We start from the raw sequence: 15807 nt of genomic DNA, 5'->3' as shown, positions 1-15807 counted from the left end.
GCACCGCCGACCACCGGGGGAGCCACCCCGGTAGCTCCAGTAATGACGGGCGGATCTTGGTCGGGATCGGCAGCGCCGGTAGCTGGCGGCCCCAGTGTCCCGGCTGGACCATTGCCCGCTTATGGCTCCGACCTGCGCCCATCAGTCGCGGCCCCCACTGCAACGCCGACAACCCCGACGGGACCCGTCTCGGGCGCGCCGGTCGCACCGTCCCCGGCCTCATCCCCGTCCGCGGGCGGACCGGTGGTTTCACCGGTGGAACGCTCCGCTTCGGGAGCCGCCGCCGGGCAGGCGGGCGCGAGCTCGTCGGGCATGGTCGGCGCGTCAGCAATGTCCGCGGCAACCGGCGCGACCGCCGGCGCGGTATCCAGCCGAGCGGCCGAGCAGCAGCGGCTGCAGCGGATCGTCGATGCGGTGGCCCGCCAGGAGCCGCGACTTTCGTGGGCGGCCGGACTGCGTGACGACGGCACCACCAGCCTGTTGGTGACCGACCTCGCCGGCGGGTGGATCCCGCCTCACGTCCGGCTGCCCGCCCACGTCACCCTGCTCGAGCCGGCCGCGCGCCGCCGCGATGCGACCGTGGTGGACTTGTTGGGGGCCGTCGTTGTCGCCGCCGCTCACGAGCACAACACCTACGTGGCTGAATCAGATCCCGAGGCTCCCACGCTGAGCGGTGATCGACTGGCCCGATCAGCCGCCCCGCGGGTAGACGAACTCGGACCGGCCCTGGTGGAAGCCGTGCGTCGTCGTGATGGCCTGCCGCGAATTGCGCAGGCTATTGCCGCGCCGGCCGTACGGAAGACCGGCGTACTTGAAAAGGAAACCGAACTCCTGCGCAACTGCTTGGTCGAGATTCAGAATTCGGTGCTTACGGCGTACCCGGATTATGCCGCGGCCGCCGTCGGGGATTGGATGCTGCTTGCGGCAATTGAGGCTCTGATCGACGGGCACGAATACCTCGCGAATTACCACATGGCGTGGTTCGAGGTAATCAGCCATCAGGCTGGCGCATAGGGCGTGAGGGGCATGCGGCCCGCGACGTGAATACCGATCCGAGCGCAATGTGCCAAAATGGTGCGATAGCCAATCAGGTGCGGCAGTTGGCACCAGGCGGTTCTAAACGGGGCGGAGGTGAGAGGCATGACCGGGGGCGATGGCACCGTCAAAAATGCTCCAGCCGTAGTGGGAGGGTTAGTCGGCATGCCTGAAGCGCCAACGCCGATGCCGTTTCCCCTGTCATCCGGTGGAACCAGCCCGACCGACGGGTGGCGGGGAATCGTTGAAACCGCCGGCAACGCCGGGGTGCCGAAAGACGCAGCTGACGCCGCGGCCGCGGACGCGGACCGCCGAGCCCACGCCGCCGACGCGGCGGCGAAATTCCCTGCGAACGAAGCTGAATCACAGCAGCAGATGCAGAACATCGGTCAGCAAGCCCCGCAGATGATGCAGCAGATGCTGCAAAGCATCACGGGTGCGCTCGGCGGCGCGGTCGGCGGCATCATGCAGCCGCTCACGCAGCTACCGCAGCAAGCGATGCAGGCCGGCCAGAGCGCCATCCAGCCGCTGATGAGCGCGGTTCAAGGTGCCCACGGAGCCGGGCTCGCGAGCGACGCTCATCTTGTCGACAGCGTCGGCCCAGGCGCGGGAGCCGGAGCCGGCGGCGGCTTGGGCGGCGGCGGCGGGGGCCTCGGCGGCGGCGGTGGCACCACCCCGGCCAGCTCGCTGGGTCCGCCACCCGTGCCGACATCGTCCCCGCCGACGACTCCCGCCGGGGCGGCCAAGGCCGCCATGGCCCCGCCGGTTAGCGGCGCGCCGACCGTGGGGGGCCAGACCGGTATGGGCGGTATGGGAATGATGCCGCCTGGCGCGATGGGCGCCCACGGTGAGGGCAGCAAAGAGAAGCCGCCGGAGAAGCGCATCTCGGCGCCGGGCGTCCCCAACGGCCAGCCCGTCAAGGGCCGCCTCACGATGCCGCCGAGCCCGCCCGGGCCCAAACCCGGCGAGGACAAACCCACGGTCGTGACCAACCGGCCGAACCGACGGATCGTGATCATGCCGACCGAGGACGAGGCAAAGGAATAAGGGCACCGCAAGCCATCCCCGCTCCAGCTCAAGGTGAGTGGTCCGGCCATACGCACGGCAGTAGGGTCACTCGATATTGACAGCGGATCTGCTTATTCGTGCATGCTATTGAGTACGGATTTTTCGCGGCCAGAGGGTGTGGGAAAAAGGGGATCAGGGTGGGGCAGTCGTTGACTGATCCGCTGATGCAGGCGGTGACGGCATTGTCTCGCGGGCATGCGCTGTTCGACGCCCACACCATCGCCGCCCCCAGCGTCAGCACCCCCGAACAGCCCGAGGTCATAACCGCTGGCCTGCCCAGCGCGGCGGCCACACGCTCGAGGCGCTCGCTGGACGAAGCCCGCCGCTCCGCGGACACCGACCGTGAGCTGGCACAGATCCTCGCGACCGCGCGGGACGACCACACGCAGGCAAGGACGGCGACCCGGGCGGTCTTGGAAGACGCGAAGGCCGACGCCACGCCGGCCGACACCCCGATGGCGCGTCGCGAGGCGATGGCCCGGATGGCGGCGAGGCTGCGCACCCAGCACCGGCACATCCTGAACTCGCGCCGGCGCGCACGGCTCCTGGCGCATCGAATAAGGCGGTTGCGCTACCGGCAAAGGCGGGCGGCGATGCGAGGCGACCAGGGCAGCGGGCGGGCGGCGGTCCTGGCGGCGATTCGCAAAGCCCTGGATATCAAGGGCATTCACGACCCGGCCGCGCGTGCCCGCTGGGAGCGCGGCATGGATCTGGTGGCACGCCGCGAATCCAACTACAACGCCAACGCCGTCAACGACTGGGACTCCAACGCGGCGCGCGGCACCCCGAGCAAAGGCGCCTGGCAATTCATCGGGCCCACCTTCGCGGCCTACCACCAGCCGGGCACGTCACGCGACATCCACAATCTGGTGGCGCAGGCGTGCGCGTTCATCAACTACGCGATGGGCCGCTATCACGTCGCCGCGGACGCGTCGAATTTGGCCGATCGGATTCAGCAGGCCGATCCGCGCCGATCACCTAAGGGGTATTGACCATGCCGCTGAGTTTGTCGAACCGCGACCAGAATTCGGGTCACCTGTTCTACAACCGACGGCTGCGCGCGGCGACCACCCGGTTCTCGGTGCGGATGAAGCATGACGACCGCAAGCAGACCGCCGCGCTGGTGTTGTCGATCTTGTTGGTGGCGATCGGCGCCGGTTGGATGATGCTGCTGAACGTCCTGAAACCGACTGGCGCAGTGGGTGAATCGGCAATCATCGGCGACCGCGACTCCGGTGCGCTCTACGCTCGCATCGACGGCCGGCTTTATCCCGCCCTGAACCTGACGTCCGCCCGCCTGGCCACCGGAACGGCGAACCCACCGACATGGGTGAAGCGCAGCGAGATCGCGAAGTATCCGACCGGGCCGCTCATCGGTATCCCGGGCGCGCCGGCGGCGATGCCGGTGAATCGTGGCGCGATTTCGGCCTGGGCCGTGTGCGATACGGCCGGGCGCCCGCGCAGCGGGGAGAAGCCGGTCGTCACGTCAATCGCGGGCACGCTCGACGGCGGCGGCCGCGCGACCCCGCTGGCCGACGATGCGGGAGTCCTCGTGACGTTCGAGGGCAATACGTATGTGATCTGGGGCGGCAAACGCTCGCAGGTCGATCCGGCCAGTAGGGCAATCACCCTCAGCCTGGGCCTGGACCCCGGAGTGACGTCGCCGGTAGAGATTTCGCGCGCACTCTACGACGGACTCCCCGCAACCGAGCCGCTGCGCGTCCCGGACGTGCCGCAGGCAGGCGCGCCGTCGACATGGGTCTCGGGCTCGCAGGTGGGCGCGGTGTTACAGGCCCAAACCGCCGGTGGTGGCAAGCAGTTCTACGTGCTCCTGCCCGACGGGGTGCAAAAGATCACGAGCTTCGTCGCCGATCTGCTCCGCAGCGCGAACTCGTACGGGTCGACGGCACCCCGCGTGGTGACCCCCGACGTGTTGGTGAACATCCCCCAGGTGAACTCGCTGGCCGTGGACTACTACCCGACGAAGCGGCTGAATTTCGTTGACACGGCGGCGAATCCGACCACCTGCGTCGGCTGGGAGAAGGGCTCCACGGATCCGCAGGCCCGCGTCGTCATCTATAACGGGCGGGGCCTTCCGGTGTACTCGTACCTGGACGATCGGATCGTGCATCTGGTGCGCGACGACCGCGACCCTGCATCGGTGGTCGCCAACCAGGTGCTGGTGCTGCCGGGCGCGGCCAACTTCGTCACCTCGACCAGCGGGGTCATCACGTCGGATTCCCGCGAGTCGTTGTTCTGGGTGTCGGACAACGGCGTGCGGTTCGGCATCGCCGCCAACGACGACACGATGCGCGCGCTCGGGCTCGATCCGGCCTCGGCGGTGCAGGCGCCGTGGCCGTTGCTGCGCACTTTCGCTGCGGGCCCGGCGTTGTCGCGGGAAGCGGCGCTCGTGGCGCGTGACACGGTGCCGGCGCTGGGCAAGGCGGCCGTGGTGACGACATCAGCGAAGGCGGGAGGCTAGGGGATGTCCAAGAAAGCGTTTCCCATCAACCGGGAAAAGATCGAGCCGCCGAAACCCGTTCGGGTAGCACCGAATGCGCCGATCGCCTTGCCGGAGCGCGAGCCACGCAACATCTGGGTGATGATCGGGGTGCCGGCGCTGATCGTGGCGCTCATCGGCACCATTGTCATGCTCTATGTGTCGGGCGTCCGCAGTCTCTCCACCGGGTTCTTCCCTCTAATGGGTATCGGCGCGTTCAGCATGCTGGCGTTTTCCGGCCGCTTCGGACGCGCGCGCAAGATCACCTGGGGCGAAATGGAAAAGGGCCGCCGCCGCTACTTGCGCGACCTCGACACGAACCGCGACGAGATCCAGACCGCGGTGTGCGCGCAGCGGGAATGGCAGAACGCGTTGCACTCCGATCCGCGCGGGCTCGGGGCCATCATCGGCGGGCCGCGGATGTGGGAACGCGGCCGCGGCGACGTGGATTTCCTGGAGGTGCGGTTGGGCACCGGGGTGCAGCACGCGCCCGACTCGGTGTTGTCGGTGACGTGGCCCGACATCGCCTCCGATGAGGAGCTCGAACCCGTCACCGGACAGGCACTGCGCGATTTCATCTTGGAGCAGCGCAAGATTCGCGACATCGCCAAGGTGGTCAACCTGAGGTCGGCGCCGGGCTTCAGCTTTGTCGGCGACGACCTGGACCGGCTGCGCTCGCTGATGCGTTCGGTGTTGTGCTCGCTGGCGGTGTTCCACAACCCGCGCGACCTGAAATTGATGGTGGTCACCCGCAGTCCCGAGGTGTGGTCGTGGATGGTGTGGCTTCCGCACAATCTGCATGACGAGCTGTTCGATGCGTGCGGCTGGCGGCGCCTGGTGTTCACCACGCCCGAGGAGCTGGAGGAGACCCTCGGCGCCGAACTCCATATGAAGGGAAAGCGTGGCGCCTGGACGCCCCCCGCGGCGGCCAGCCCGAGCGCGATGGGATCGGCGCTTGAAACCGGCGGCGACACGGTGGATCTGGGACCACACCTGGTGATCGTCGACGACAACACCGGTAGCCCCGACGCGTGGGAGAGCGTGGTCGGGCAGGTCGGCAAGGCCGGAATCACCCTGCTGCGCATCGCATCCCGAGTCGGCACCGGCGTGGGCTTCGCGCAGGACCAGGTCTTCGAGATGGGCGAGCGGCACGCCGCACCCGTCAACGGCGAAGTCAAATTCGGCCGGAACGGCTACGACGCGGACGGCGAAGACGGCCGCCCGGCACCCCTGCTTCGGGTGCGCGACAAGTTCTTCGCCCACGCCGACCAGTTGTCGATCCACCGCGCCTACCGGTATGCGCGGGCGATGGCGCGCTGGTCGCCGACCACGCGTAGCGAGATCGCCGATTCGACCGGCGGTGCCACCGAGTTGCTGCGGGCGCTGGGCATCGTCGATCCCCGCCAATTGGACGTCGACCGGTTGTGGGCCGAGCGGCGTGGCCGCGGTGACGAGAGGTGGTGTGAGATCCCCGTCGGTGCGAAACCCACCGGCGAGCTGCAGAACATCATCATCCGCGCGAAAGACTTCGGCGGCTTCGGATTTCACTCGGTCGTCATCGGCACCAGCGGGTCGGGAAAGTCGGAGTTCTTCCTGTCGTTGGTCTACGGCATCGCGCTGACGCACTCGCCGGAGACGTTCAACGTCATCTTCGTCGACATGAAGTTCGAGTCGGCGGCCCAGGACATCCTGGGCCTCCCGCATGTGGTGGCCGCCCTGTCGAACCTCGGCAAGGACGAGCGGCACCTGGCCGAACGGATGCGCCGGGTCATCGACGGCGAGATCAAGCAACGCTACGAACTGTTCACCTCGGTGGGCGCCCGCGACGCCAACGACTACGAAGAGATCCGGCTGGCCGGACGGGACTTGCCGCCGGTGCCGGTCCTGCTCGTCATCGTCGACGAATACCTGGAACTCTTTGCCAATCACGAGAAGTGGATCAACCTGATCATCCACATCGGCCAGGAAGGCCGTGGCGCCAACGTCTTCTTCATGTTGGGCGGGCAGCGGCTGGACCTGTCGTCGCTGCAGAAGGTCAAGTCCAACATCGCGTTCCGGATCGCGTTGCGCGCTGAGTCCGGCGACGACAGCCGCGAGGTGATCGGATCGGACGCCGCCTACCACCTGCCGTCGAAAGAGAACGGCTTCGCCCTGCTGAAGGTGGGGCCGCGAGATCTCGAACCGTTCCGCTGCTTTTATCTGTCGGCTCCCTTCGTAGTGCCCAAGGGCAAGGAGGTCGCGACCACCGTCGACATGACCCTGACGAAGCCGCGGCTGTACAACTGGCAGTTCCAACCGCTCGAGGAATCCGACGCCGCGGCCCTGGAAGCGGCTGCCGCCGCAGACACCGAACCCGACGAATTCCTCTACCACGATGACGGATTCAAGCGGAAGAAGATCGTCGACGTCCTGCGCGAGTCGATGCACGACGTCCCGCACCGGTCGCCGCGCCGGCCGTGGCTGGAGCCGCTGGAGGACCCCGAGCCCGTCGACATTCTGGTGTCGGCCTACCGCGGCAAGCCGTGGCATGTCGACTACGGCCAGAACGCGGGCCTGATGTTCCCCGTGGGCGTCATGGACATCCCCGAGGAGTCCAAGCAGATCGTGCACGCCGTCGATGCGCTGCGCAGCAATGTCATCGTGGTGGGCGCCAAGCAACGCGGCAAGACGACCACCCTGATGACGTTGATGTGCTCTGCCGCAACGATGTACAACCCGGCGCGCGTGACGTTCTTCTGCATCGGCGGTGCGACCCTGGCCCAGGTGGCGTCACTGCCGCACGTCACCGACATCGTGTCGCCGAAGGACGCCGAGGGCATCGAGCGGATCTTGAGCAGCATGGACGCGTTGATCGACGCGCGCGAGGACTCGTTCCGGCGGCTGAAGATCGACCTCGACGGCTTCCGCGAGCGCCGGTTCGCGCCGGGCAGTGACGGGCTGGGCGGTACCGACCCCAACGATCCCTTCGGCGATGTGTTCGTGGTGGTGGACGACTACGACGACGTGTATTCGAAGGACACTGTCCTGGGTGATCGCATCATCTCGTTGAGCAGCCGCGGTCCCGAGTACGGGGTGCACGTGATGTGCAGCGCCGGCGGCTGGATCCACGGGCAGCGGCAGAGTCTGTTGCAAAACGCCACGGCGCGAATCCAATTGCGCCTGGCCGACCCGAGCGAAAGCCAGATGGGGCACTCGTCGCTCGAGTCGCGCGACGCCGCCCGGCGGACGCTGAACCGTCCGGGCTTCGGTCTGACCGACAGCCTGCACGAGCTGCGAGTCGGGATCCCGGCGCTTGCCGATCCAGCCACCGGCGCGCTGGTGAGCATCGTGGATGTCGGCGCGCGGATCGCCGATGTCGCGGGTGTGACCAAACATGCTACCTTGCAACGGCTTCCGCAGCGCGTGGAGTTGCGGGCGATCCTGGAGTACGACGCCGCGCACCGCAGCGGTGACGACTTGTCGATCGCGTTCGCCATCGGTGAGCGCCACGAACTCCGCCCGGTCCCGCTCAAGCTCCAGGAGAGCCCAGGCTTGATGATTCTGGGCCGCCAGGGCTGCGGCAAGACGCTGTCCCTCGTGTCCATCGGTGAGGCGATCATGAACCGATTCGGCCCCGAGGAAGCGCAGCTGACGCTCATCGACCCCAAAACGGCCCCGCACGGTCTGCGGGATCTGAGCGGGCCCGGCTATGTGCGCGCGTACGCCTATGACCAAGACGAGATCGACGAGGTGATCACCCAACTCGCACAACAGATCCTGCTGCCGCGGCTGCCCCCGAAGGGCTTGAGCCAGGAGGAGCTGCGAGCGCTCAAGCCGTGGGAGGGCGCCCGGCATTTCGTGCTCATCGACGATGTCCAGGACCTGCGCCCGGACCAGAGCTACCCGCCCAAACCCCCGGTGGGGGCGGCGTTGTGGAAGCTGATGGAACGGGCCCGCCAGATCGGGCTGCATGTGTTCACCACCCGCAACAGCGCGAATTTTGCCACGCTGCAGATGGATCCGTGGATGCGGTTCCAGAACTCGGCGAAGGTCGCGCAGCTCTACATGGACAACGACCCGCAAAACCGGATCAACCGCTTGGTCCGCGCCCAGGCGCTCCCGCCCGGACGAGGCCTGCTGGTGAGCGCCGACGGCGACGTCGAAGGCGTGCTGGTCGGGCTTCCGTCGACGGTCATCCAACAGCCGTAGCCACCGGAACCGGCGCCGGCTCAAGCCTTTCCACGGCGCCGGGCCGACGGGGGAGCGTGCGTGGCCACCAGAACCAGCGGCCCAGCAGCGCCACGATGGACGGCACGATGAAAGCCCGCACGACCAGGGTGTCGAGCAACAGCCCGACGGCGATCGTCGTGCCGATCTGAGCGATGCTGAGTACGCTGCTGCTCAGCAACGCCAGCATGGTGAGTCCGAAGACGATGCCGGCAACGGTGACCACACCGCCGGTGCCTCCGAAGGCGCGAACGATGCCGGTCTTCAGGCCCGCTGCCGCTTCCTGTTTGATGCGCAACGCCAGCAACAGGTTGTAGTCCGCGCCGACGGCGATCAGGGCGATGAACGCGATCGGGGCGACGGCCCAGTGCAGATCCTGGTGCAGCAGGTGTTGCCAAATCAGCACGCTAGCACCGATAGCCGACGCGTACGAGGTGACGACGGTCCCTACCACGACCAGGCCCGCGACGGGGCTGCGCAGCATCGCCGTGACGATCAGAAAGATGAGCACCAACGCGGCGCCCACGAGCAGCTTGGTGTCACCGGCGACGAAGCGCTGCAGATCGGCGGTCACCGGGCCGACGCCGGCAAGGTCGACCTCCACCGGCGTCAGGGTGCCTTCCTTGGTGGCCTCCTTGATGGCGGCGCGCACCTGGTCCGCGCGCTTGGCTCCGTCGCCGCCCCACTCCGAGCCGTCCCCGTAGACCAGCAGGTAAGCGGCGCGGCCATTCTCGGAGATCAGGTGACTCAACGCGGTGGTGTACCGCGGATCGGTCAACGCCCGCTGCGGCATATAGAAGTCCGCCGCGCCACTGCCCTGAAATTGCGTCGCTATCTCGTTCAGGTAGTCGGTCAGCTGACGCATCTGGGGTCCGAGCGTGTCGGTGAGGCCCAGTAGGTCATGGGTAGCCGAGCGGGCTTGCCCCAAGGCGTCTTTCATCGAGCTGACGCTCTGCGGCAGACTCGCCATCGCGGTGGCGGCCGTGTTCGAGCCGCTGGTCAGTTTCGCGGCGCCGTCGTCGAGGCGCGACGACGTCTGGACCAGGCTGTCGACCGGCGCGAGCACTCGGTCCACCGTGGAGCAGATCGGATTGGCGGCGCAGTCGGCCGTCCGCCCGACGAAGTCCCGCAGCGGGTCGAGGTAACCCGACACGGTCGTGACGTTGCGTTGCAACCCGTCCATGCCGGCCCGCATGTCGTCGGCGGCACCGGACACCTCCGCCAATCCCGCACCGCCACCGCGCAATCCGTTGCCTAGGCCATCCACCGCAACCTGGGTCTGCGCCAGCGCGCTGTCCAGCTCGGAGACCCGCTTGAGGCGCTGGGTCAGCGCACCCATGGAGTCGCCGAACTGGCGGCCGAGCACGCCGGCCTGATAGCTCAACGTCGCCTGTTCGGGCACCCTGCCGTCGGGGCGGCTGGCGGACTGCACCGCGCGCACCCCCGGTACGGCCATGATGTGTCGGGTGATTCGCTCGATGGCGATCACGCCGGCCGGGTTACGCAGGTCGTGGTCGGCCTGGATCGCGACGACGTCGGGCAACAGGGAGTTGGCCGCGAAATGCCGGTCTGCGCTCAGATAGCCGCGGTTGGAGTCGGTGGCAGACGGCGTGGCGGCGGGTTCGTTGAAGCCGACCCGCATGCCGGTCAGCGGTAACGCGATCAGCAGAGTCATCCCGCCGGCGGCGACCAGGATCGGTCCGGGCCAGCGCGCCACCGCCGTCCCCACGCGGCGCCAGCGCCGCGCCGTCGTCGACGGACGCGGTTCGAGATACCCCCGGCGGATGGCCAGGCTCATGAGCGCGGGCGTCAAGGTAAGCGCCGCGACCATGGTGGCCAGAATGCCCATGGCGCAAGGCAACCCGGCGCTCCGGAACGAGCCCACCTGGGCGAACACCAGGCAGGCCAGTGCCACCGACACGGTCAATGCCGACCCGATCACCACGGGCGCGATGGAGCGGTAGGCCTCGGTCAACGCCCGGGCCGGCGCGACGCCGCGGCGGCGGCCTTCGTGGTAGCGGCCGACCAGGAAGATCGCGTAGTCGGTGCCCGCACCCAGGGTCATGGCCGCCATCAGCGCCACCGAAAACAGCGACACCTCGACCACATTGGACTGCCCGAGCGCGGCGACGACGGCGCGGGCCAGCGCCAAGGCGAGCCCGACCGAGACCAGCGGAATCGCGGCCGCGATCGGCGATCGGTACACCGCGAGTAGCAACAGCAAAATGAGACCGATGGTCGCGGCGGTTATTCCGAGCATCTGTCGATCGATCGCGGAGAACTCGTCGACGATCGTGGCGCCCGGCCCGGTGACATGGACTTCCAGGCCGGCCGGCGGTGAGAGCTTCTGGACGGTGGCGCGGACAGCGTTCACCGAATCGCGCGCCTGGGCGGTGCCGAGCATCCCGGCCAGCCGCACCATGACGCTGACGGCCCGCCCGTCCGAACTCTGCGCACCGGCGGCCGTGGCGGGCTGCGACCATAGGTCGGTCACCGCGTACACGTGACGGTGATCGGAGCCCAGCGTCGTGGTCACCGCGTCGTAGAACTGACGGTCATCTGGCGTCAGCTTCTGATTGCGTTCCAGCACAACGTAAACGAAGTTGTTGCTGGGTGTCTGATCGAACAGCTGGGCGGCCCGCGAGGCGGCGACCGCGCTCGGTGCGTCCGTCGGCATGAATGACCTGGCGTGCGAGTCGACGACTCGCTCCAGTTGCGGGAACGCCAGGTTGGCGGCGCCGGCCGCCAGGACCCACAGGCCGACGACGAGAACGGCGTAGCGGCCGGTGAGCCGGCTCAGTAATCCCCGTCCGTCATGCAACGGTCTGCCGATGGCCCGTCGGTCCGCCGAAGAGGCCCACGGCGACGTGCTCGCCGCGGCACTGGGAGCGCATTCGCAGCGATCGCCGGGAGCCGATCCTGACCAAGGCGTGCAGGCCGGGCTCGGCGATCTCGAGATCAGCCCGCACCTGTTCGGCCGACAAGCCCTCGTGCGCCGCCTGATCCAGCTTGGCCACCAGCATGGTGATCCAGCGCTGTCCCAACGAAAGCAGTAGCCCCTCCTCGTCGCCGAACAGCCGAGGCACCTCGGATGAGTTGGCGACCAACGCAAGTGCCGCCTCGGGATCGGTGTCGGCGGCTTTGATCACTTCGGCCATGAAGGCCATCCGGTCGTGCAGCAGTGTCCATGTCATGACTGAAACGCTAGGAAATCGGCCGCCCGCCGCGCGTCGTGCCGGGGTGCAGTCTTCACCTCCTACCACGGGCGGAGGCACGTCCCGCCCACGGCATGATGTGAGCAGGTGGCGAGCTCTTTTAGGATTGGACGATGTTGCGTGCCGCAGCGACTTACTTGCGCGAACAGCTTCGCCGCCGAGGCGAGTTGATTCCCGTAGGTCTGACCTGGGCGTCGTTCATCGCCGTCGATGTGAGCCATGTCGGTGGCGCGGTGATCGCGGTCCTGCAGCGTCCCACCGCGGACCTGCCCGTCGGACTGGCCGCGTTCGCGGTGTCCATCGCACCGACACTGGTGTTCTTCTTTCTGAACACAAAGCTCAGCCCGGGGCTGATGTGGGCGACATGGATGACAGCCACCGCCATGATGCTGTTCGGTACGTCGACACCGATTCATGCCGATTTCGCCCCGGCTCTGCTGGTGCTGTTGGTGTTGTCTATCGCCACATTGAGCTCTATCGCGGTCGGCTTGTTGTCCGCCGCGTCGGCGGCCGCGTTGTTGCTCGCCGCCTCTGGACTGCACCGCCTGGACACGGTGGGGCTGTACCTCGCTTTCGTCGGGGCGGGTTGGCTCCTCGGTTACGTGATGCGCACTCAACGGCTACTGCTGGCCGAACAGATCGAGGCGCAGAAGATGCTGGCCGAGCACGCCGCCGCCGACGAGCGGCGGCGCATCGCCCGCGAAGTGCACGACGTCATCGCCCACTCGCTCAGCATCACCTTGCTGCACGTGACGGGCGCCCGCCGCGGACTGCAGCAGGACCGCGACGTCGACGACGCGGTCGAGGCGCTCGAACAGGCCGAACGCCTGGGCCGGCAGGCGATGGCCGACATCCGGCGCACCGTCGGGCTGCTGGACAGCTCGCCGACGAAATCGGCGCAGACCACTCCCGAACCCGGCATCGACGACGTCGGCGTCCTCGTCGCGGATTTTCAGCGCGCCGGCCTGGACGTCGTGCTGCGCATCGACGGTGCCACCGAACGCGTCTCGGCGGCGGTCGGCCTCGCGCTGTACCGCATCACCCAGGAATCCCTGACCAACATCGCCAAGCACGCCCCGGATTCGAAATCCACAGTGGCGCTGACTGTCTCGGTAACGTCGGCGAGTCTCACAGTCGACAACCGGTTGCCCGTGGCGATCGCCGCCCCGCATTCCGCCGAGGGGCGCGGGTTGCGCGGCATGCGCCAGCGTGTCGAGCTGCTGGGCGGGGCCATCGACGCCGGCCCGACCCACGACGGATGGTCGGTGCGCGCCGACATACCGCTGCACGAAGGCGACACCGGCTGGCGCCCGTGGTGGTGCAAGGCGTGATCCCACATGCCCCGGAGACCCCCGAGATCACCGTCCTGCTTGTCGACGATCAGGAACTGGTGCGGTCGGGGCTGCGCCGGATCCTGCGGCGCAAGGACGGTTTCGTCATCGTCGCGGAATGCTCCGACGGTGACGAGGTGCCTGCGGCGGTGGCCGAGCACCGGCCCGACGTGGTGGTGATGGATCTGCGCATGCGCCGGGTCGACGGCATCGAGGCGACTCGCAGGCTCGGGGGAGCGCCGCCGGTGCTGGCGCTGACCACCTTCAACGAGGACGAGCTGCTGTCCGAGGCGCTGCGCTCGGGGGCGGCCGGCTTTGTGCTGAAGGACTCGTCCGCCGAGGAGTTGATCCGCGCCGTGCGCGCGGTCGCCAGGGGCGACAGCTACCTGGATCCCGCGGTCACCGCTCGCGTGCTCACCACGTACCGCAAAGCCGCGCCGGGGCCGCGTGGCATCGGGATCGGGGAGTTGACCACTCGCGAGCTCGACGTACTGACCTTGATAGGCCGGGGCCTTTCCAACGCCGAGATCGCCGACCAACTCTGCATCTCCGGCGTCACGGTCAAAAGCCATATCGGCCGGATCTTCGGAAAACTCGACCTGCGCGACCGCGCCGCGGCGATCGTCTACGCGTACGACAACGGCATCGTCGTCCCGCGCTGAGGGGCCTAGAGAGCCGCGCCCTGATCGGCCAGGTTCAGCAGGCCGTAGGCCATGCACATCAGGAAGTTCAACACCACCAGGACCAAGCCGGCGAACATCAGCGAGCGGGTGCCCTGCCGCTTCAGCCGCTTGTACCGCGCGGCGCGTGTTTCCCGCTCGAACCGCAGGGCGATCAGCGCGAAATGGATGTCCATCGCTTCGTGAGCCGCAAGGGGCGCACCCGCCAGCATCTCCCGCACGCGGTCAGGCGCGGCTCGGACGCCGACCCGCTCGAAGTTCTGGCACATGCGCCGCGCGCGTCTTCGCGCGAGTGGTTGATATCGCATCTGTAGCTGATGCGCGAGTTGCCCTCGGTCGTCCCCCCACGGGTTTGACGGGGTCATCACGAAACGGATTCTAAATCGCATCGGACCGATTACGGCGTGTCTACACGAATTTATGTTTGCGACGGTTGATTCGGCGGGCCGTCGATCATTCGCTCAGATTGGGGTAGGTCCAGATAACGCTCCAGGTTGCGATGCATGTTGATCACGCGCCGTTCCTCGCTGGACAGCACGAGATGGGTGAAACCCGGCTGATGCATGCCGCGCTGCAGGCCCGCGAGCACCCGGATGTCCTGGGTGAGCACTACGCCGGGCTCGGCCTCACCGGCGGTCACCCGGACATCGGTCGGCTTGGCGCGTGCGGCGCCCGGCGGCATCCGCGTCATCAGGAACATGACCAGCTCGCCCCGGTCGGGATCCGGGCCGGGGCGCGAGCACATGACCGTCAGGTGATCGGCGTTGGCCAGCAGCGTCATGTTGGGGAAGACGTTGTACTGATGCAGGCGGGTGATCCGGTCCGTGTCGGCCCAGTCGAGGTCCACGCCGCGCGTCGCGGCGAACGCCCGGGTGTGTGCGGCGATCAGGTCCCGCGCCGTCTCACCCGGTTGGTGTTCGGGGAACGGTGTGCCTTCGGCGGCTCCCATGAGTGCGCCCTGCGTGTAAACGTAAGCGTCCCAAACCTCTTCGTCGCTCAGCGCGCCCTCGAAGCGTGGGCTCTGCACCCCGTAGGGCTGGTCGGATTTTCCCGTGTGACCCCAGATCTGTTGCGGTGCATGGATGTCGTCGACGCAGCGCAGCAATTCCGGGTGCAGCGTCTGTATGTGGTAGGTCTCGCTGTAGCCGTCGGCGATCGTCTTCCAGTTCGCGTCGACCTCCACGGTCAGCGTGGCATAGCAGCGGAAGTCGGTCAACCGGCACCACGCGATGTCCTCGGGCACTGCCTCCAGGTACTCGAGCAGCGGCATCGCGTCGAGGTCGAAATTGACGAAGACGAGTCCCTCCCAAATGTCCACCCGCACCGGCACCAGCGGGAAGTCAGACATCTTCAGCGACCCGAAGCCCTTGCGGTTGGGCACCCGCTTGAGCGTGCCGGCCAGGTCCCAGGTCCAGCCGTGATAGCCGCACTTGAGCTCTCGCAGCCCCGAGCCCGAACCCACGCACACGGAGTTGCCGCGGTGGCGGCAGGCGTTCTGGAAGGCGCGCAGCACCCCGTCGTCACCGCGCACGATCAGCACACCGTATGGGCCGCAGCGGTATTCGAAATAATCGCCCGGTTCGGCGACGTGGTCGACCATGCATGCCAGCTGCCAGACCTCCGGCCACATCCGCTCGACCTCGAGGGCGGCGAACGCGGGGGAGTAATACCGCTGTGCCGGTACCAGGGTCGGGCTTTCCGGCGGGGTGCCGATCGCGTCCTCGTCGCGGGTGCGGGTCGGGTTGCCGGCGGGCGCGTTCATGCGGGGAGCC

Annotated in this window: 11 protein-coding genes; 7 read left to right on the top strand and 4 right to left on the bottom strand. The window is 67.8% G+C overall.

Going from position 1 to position 15807, the window contains the following annotated elements:
• Positions 1 to 255: 255 nt before the first annotated feature.
• The 5 genes from A5750_RS26690 (at position 256) to eccCa (ending at position 8791) form a co-directional block, all read left to right on the top strand.
• Positions 256 to 1014 carry a DUF5631 domain-containing protein gene (locus tag A5750_RS26690; RefSeq protein WP_369828603.1) on the top strand — a complete coding sequence of 253 codons (759 nt, stop codon included), beginning with the start codon at positions 256 to 258 and terminating at the stop codon, positions 1012 to 1014.
• Positions 1015 to 1275: 261 nt separating this feature from the next.
• Positions 1276 to 2082 (top strand): hypothetical protein, encoded by an 807-nt coding sequence (locus A5750_RS24310; RefSeq protein WP_066951381.1) that lies wholly within the window; start codon positions 1276 to 1278, stop codon positions 2080 to 2082.
• A 185-nt stretch (positions 2083 to 2267) separates the two neighbouring features.
• A complete protein-coding gene (locus tag A5750_RS24305) occupies positions 2268 to 3095 on the top strand; it encodes a transglycosylase (RefSeq protein ID WP_066951160.1) in 828 nt (275 codons plus the stop codon).
• Positions 3096 to 3097: 2 nt separating this feature from the next.
• Positions 3098 to 4585 (top strand): type VII secretion protein EccB, encoded by a 1488-nt coding sequence (eccB, locus tag A5750_RS24300; RefSeq protein ID WP_066951165.1) that lies wholly within the window; start codon positions 3098 to 3100, stop codon positions 4583 to 4585.
• A gap of 3 nt (positions 4586 to 4588) precedes the next feature.
• Positions 4589 to 8791 carry a type VII secretion protein EccCa gene (eccCa, locus tag A5750_RS24295; protein WP_066951169.1) on the top strand — a complete coding sequence of 1401 codons (4203 nt, stop codon included), beginning with the start codon at positions 4589 to 4591 and terminating at the stop codon, positions 8789 to 8791.
• On the opposite strand, the gene A5750_RS24290 is transcribed toward eccCa, so the two are convergent.
• Both A5750_RS24290 and A5750_RS24285 read right to left on the bottom strand, forming a co-directional pair.
• Positions 8775 to 11630, bottom strand: coding sequence for an RND family transporter (locus A5750_RS24290; RefSeq protein ID WP_066951173.1), 2856 nt, complete (start codon positions 11628 to 11630; stop codon positions 8775 to 8777). The two genes, eccCa and A5750_RS24290, sit on opposite strands and share 17 nt — an antisense overlap.
• Complete coding sequence (locus A5750_RS24285; RefSeq protein WP_067266350.1) at positions 11623 to 12003, bottom strand: hypothetical protein; 381 nt, start codon at positions 12001 to 12003, stop codon at positions 11623 to 11625. The genes A5750_RS24290 and A5750_RS24285 overlap by 8 nt, the downstream gene beginning before the upstream one ends.
• Positions 12004 to 12137: 134 nt before the next feature.
• On the opposite strand from A5750_RS24285, the gene A5750_RS24280 reads away from it, so the two are divergent.
• The gene (locus A5750_RS24280; protein WP_066951183.1) at positions 12138 to 13355 is read left to right on the top strand and encodes a sensor histidine kinase; all 1218 of its coding nucleotides are present in this window, start codon (positions 12138 to 12140) and stop codon (positions 13353 to 13355) included.
• Positions 13337 to 14017 (top strand): response regulator transcription factor, encoded by a 681-nt coding sequence (locus A5750_RS24275; protein ID WP_197505524.1) that lies wholly within the window; start codon positions 13337 to 13339, stop codon positions 14015 to 14017. The genes A5750_RS24280 and A5750_RS24275 overlap by 19 nt, the downstream gene beginning before the upstream one ends.
• Positions 14018 to 14022: 5 nt before the next feature.
• On the opposite strand, the gene A5750_RS24270 is transcribed toward A5750_RS24275, so the two are convergent.
• Both A5750_RS24270 and A5750_RS24265 read right to left on the bottom strand, forming a co-directional pair.
• Positions 14023 to 14304, bottom strand: coding sequence for a hypothetical protein (locus A5750_RS24270; RefSeq protein WP_156659372.1), 282 nt, complete (start codon positions 14302 to 14304; stop codon positions 14023 to 14025).
• Positions 14305 to 14453: 149 nt separating this feature from the next.
• Positions 14454 to 15797 carry an SRPBCC family protein gene (locus A5750_RS24265; RefSeq protein ID WP_067266345.1) on the bottom strand — a complete coding sequence of 448 codons (1344 nt, stop codon included), beginning with the start codon at positions 15795 to 15797 and terminating at the stop codon, positions 14454 to 14456.
• Positions 15798 to 15807: the final 10 nt, after the last annotated feature.

Source organism: Mycobacterium sp. 852002-51613_SCH5001154 (assembly GCF_001667425.1).
Lineage (GTDB): Bacteria > Actinomycetota > Actinomycetes > Mycobacteriales > Mycobacteriaceae > Mycobacterium.
This window is presented reverse-complemented; position numbering and strand designations above follow the sequence as displayed.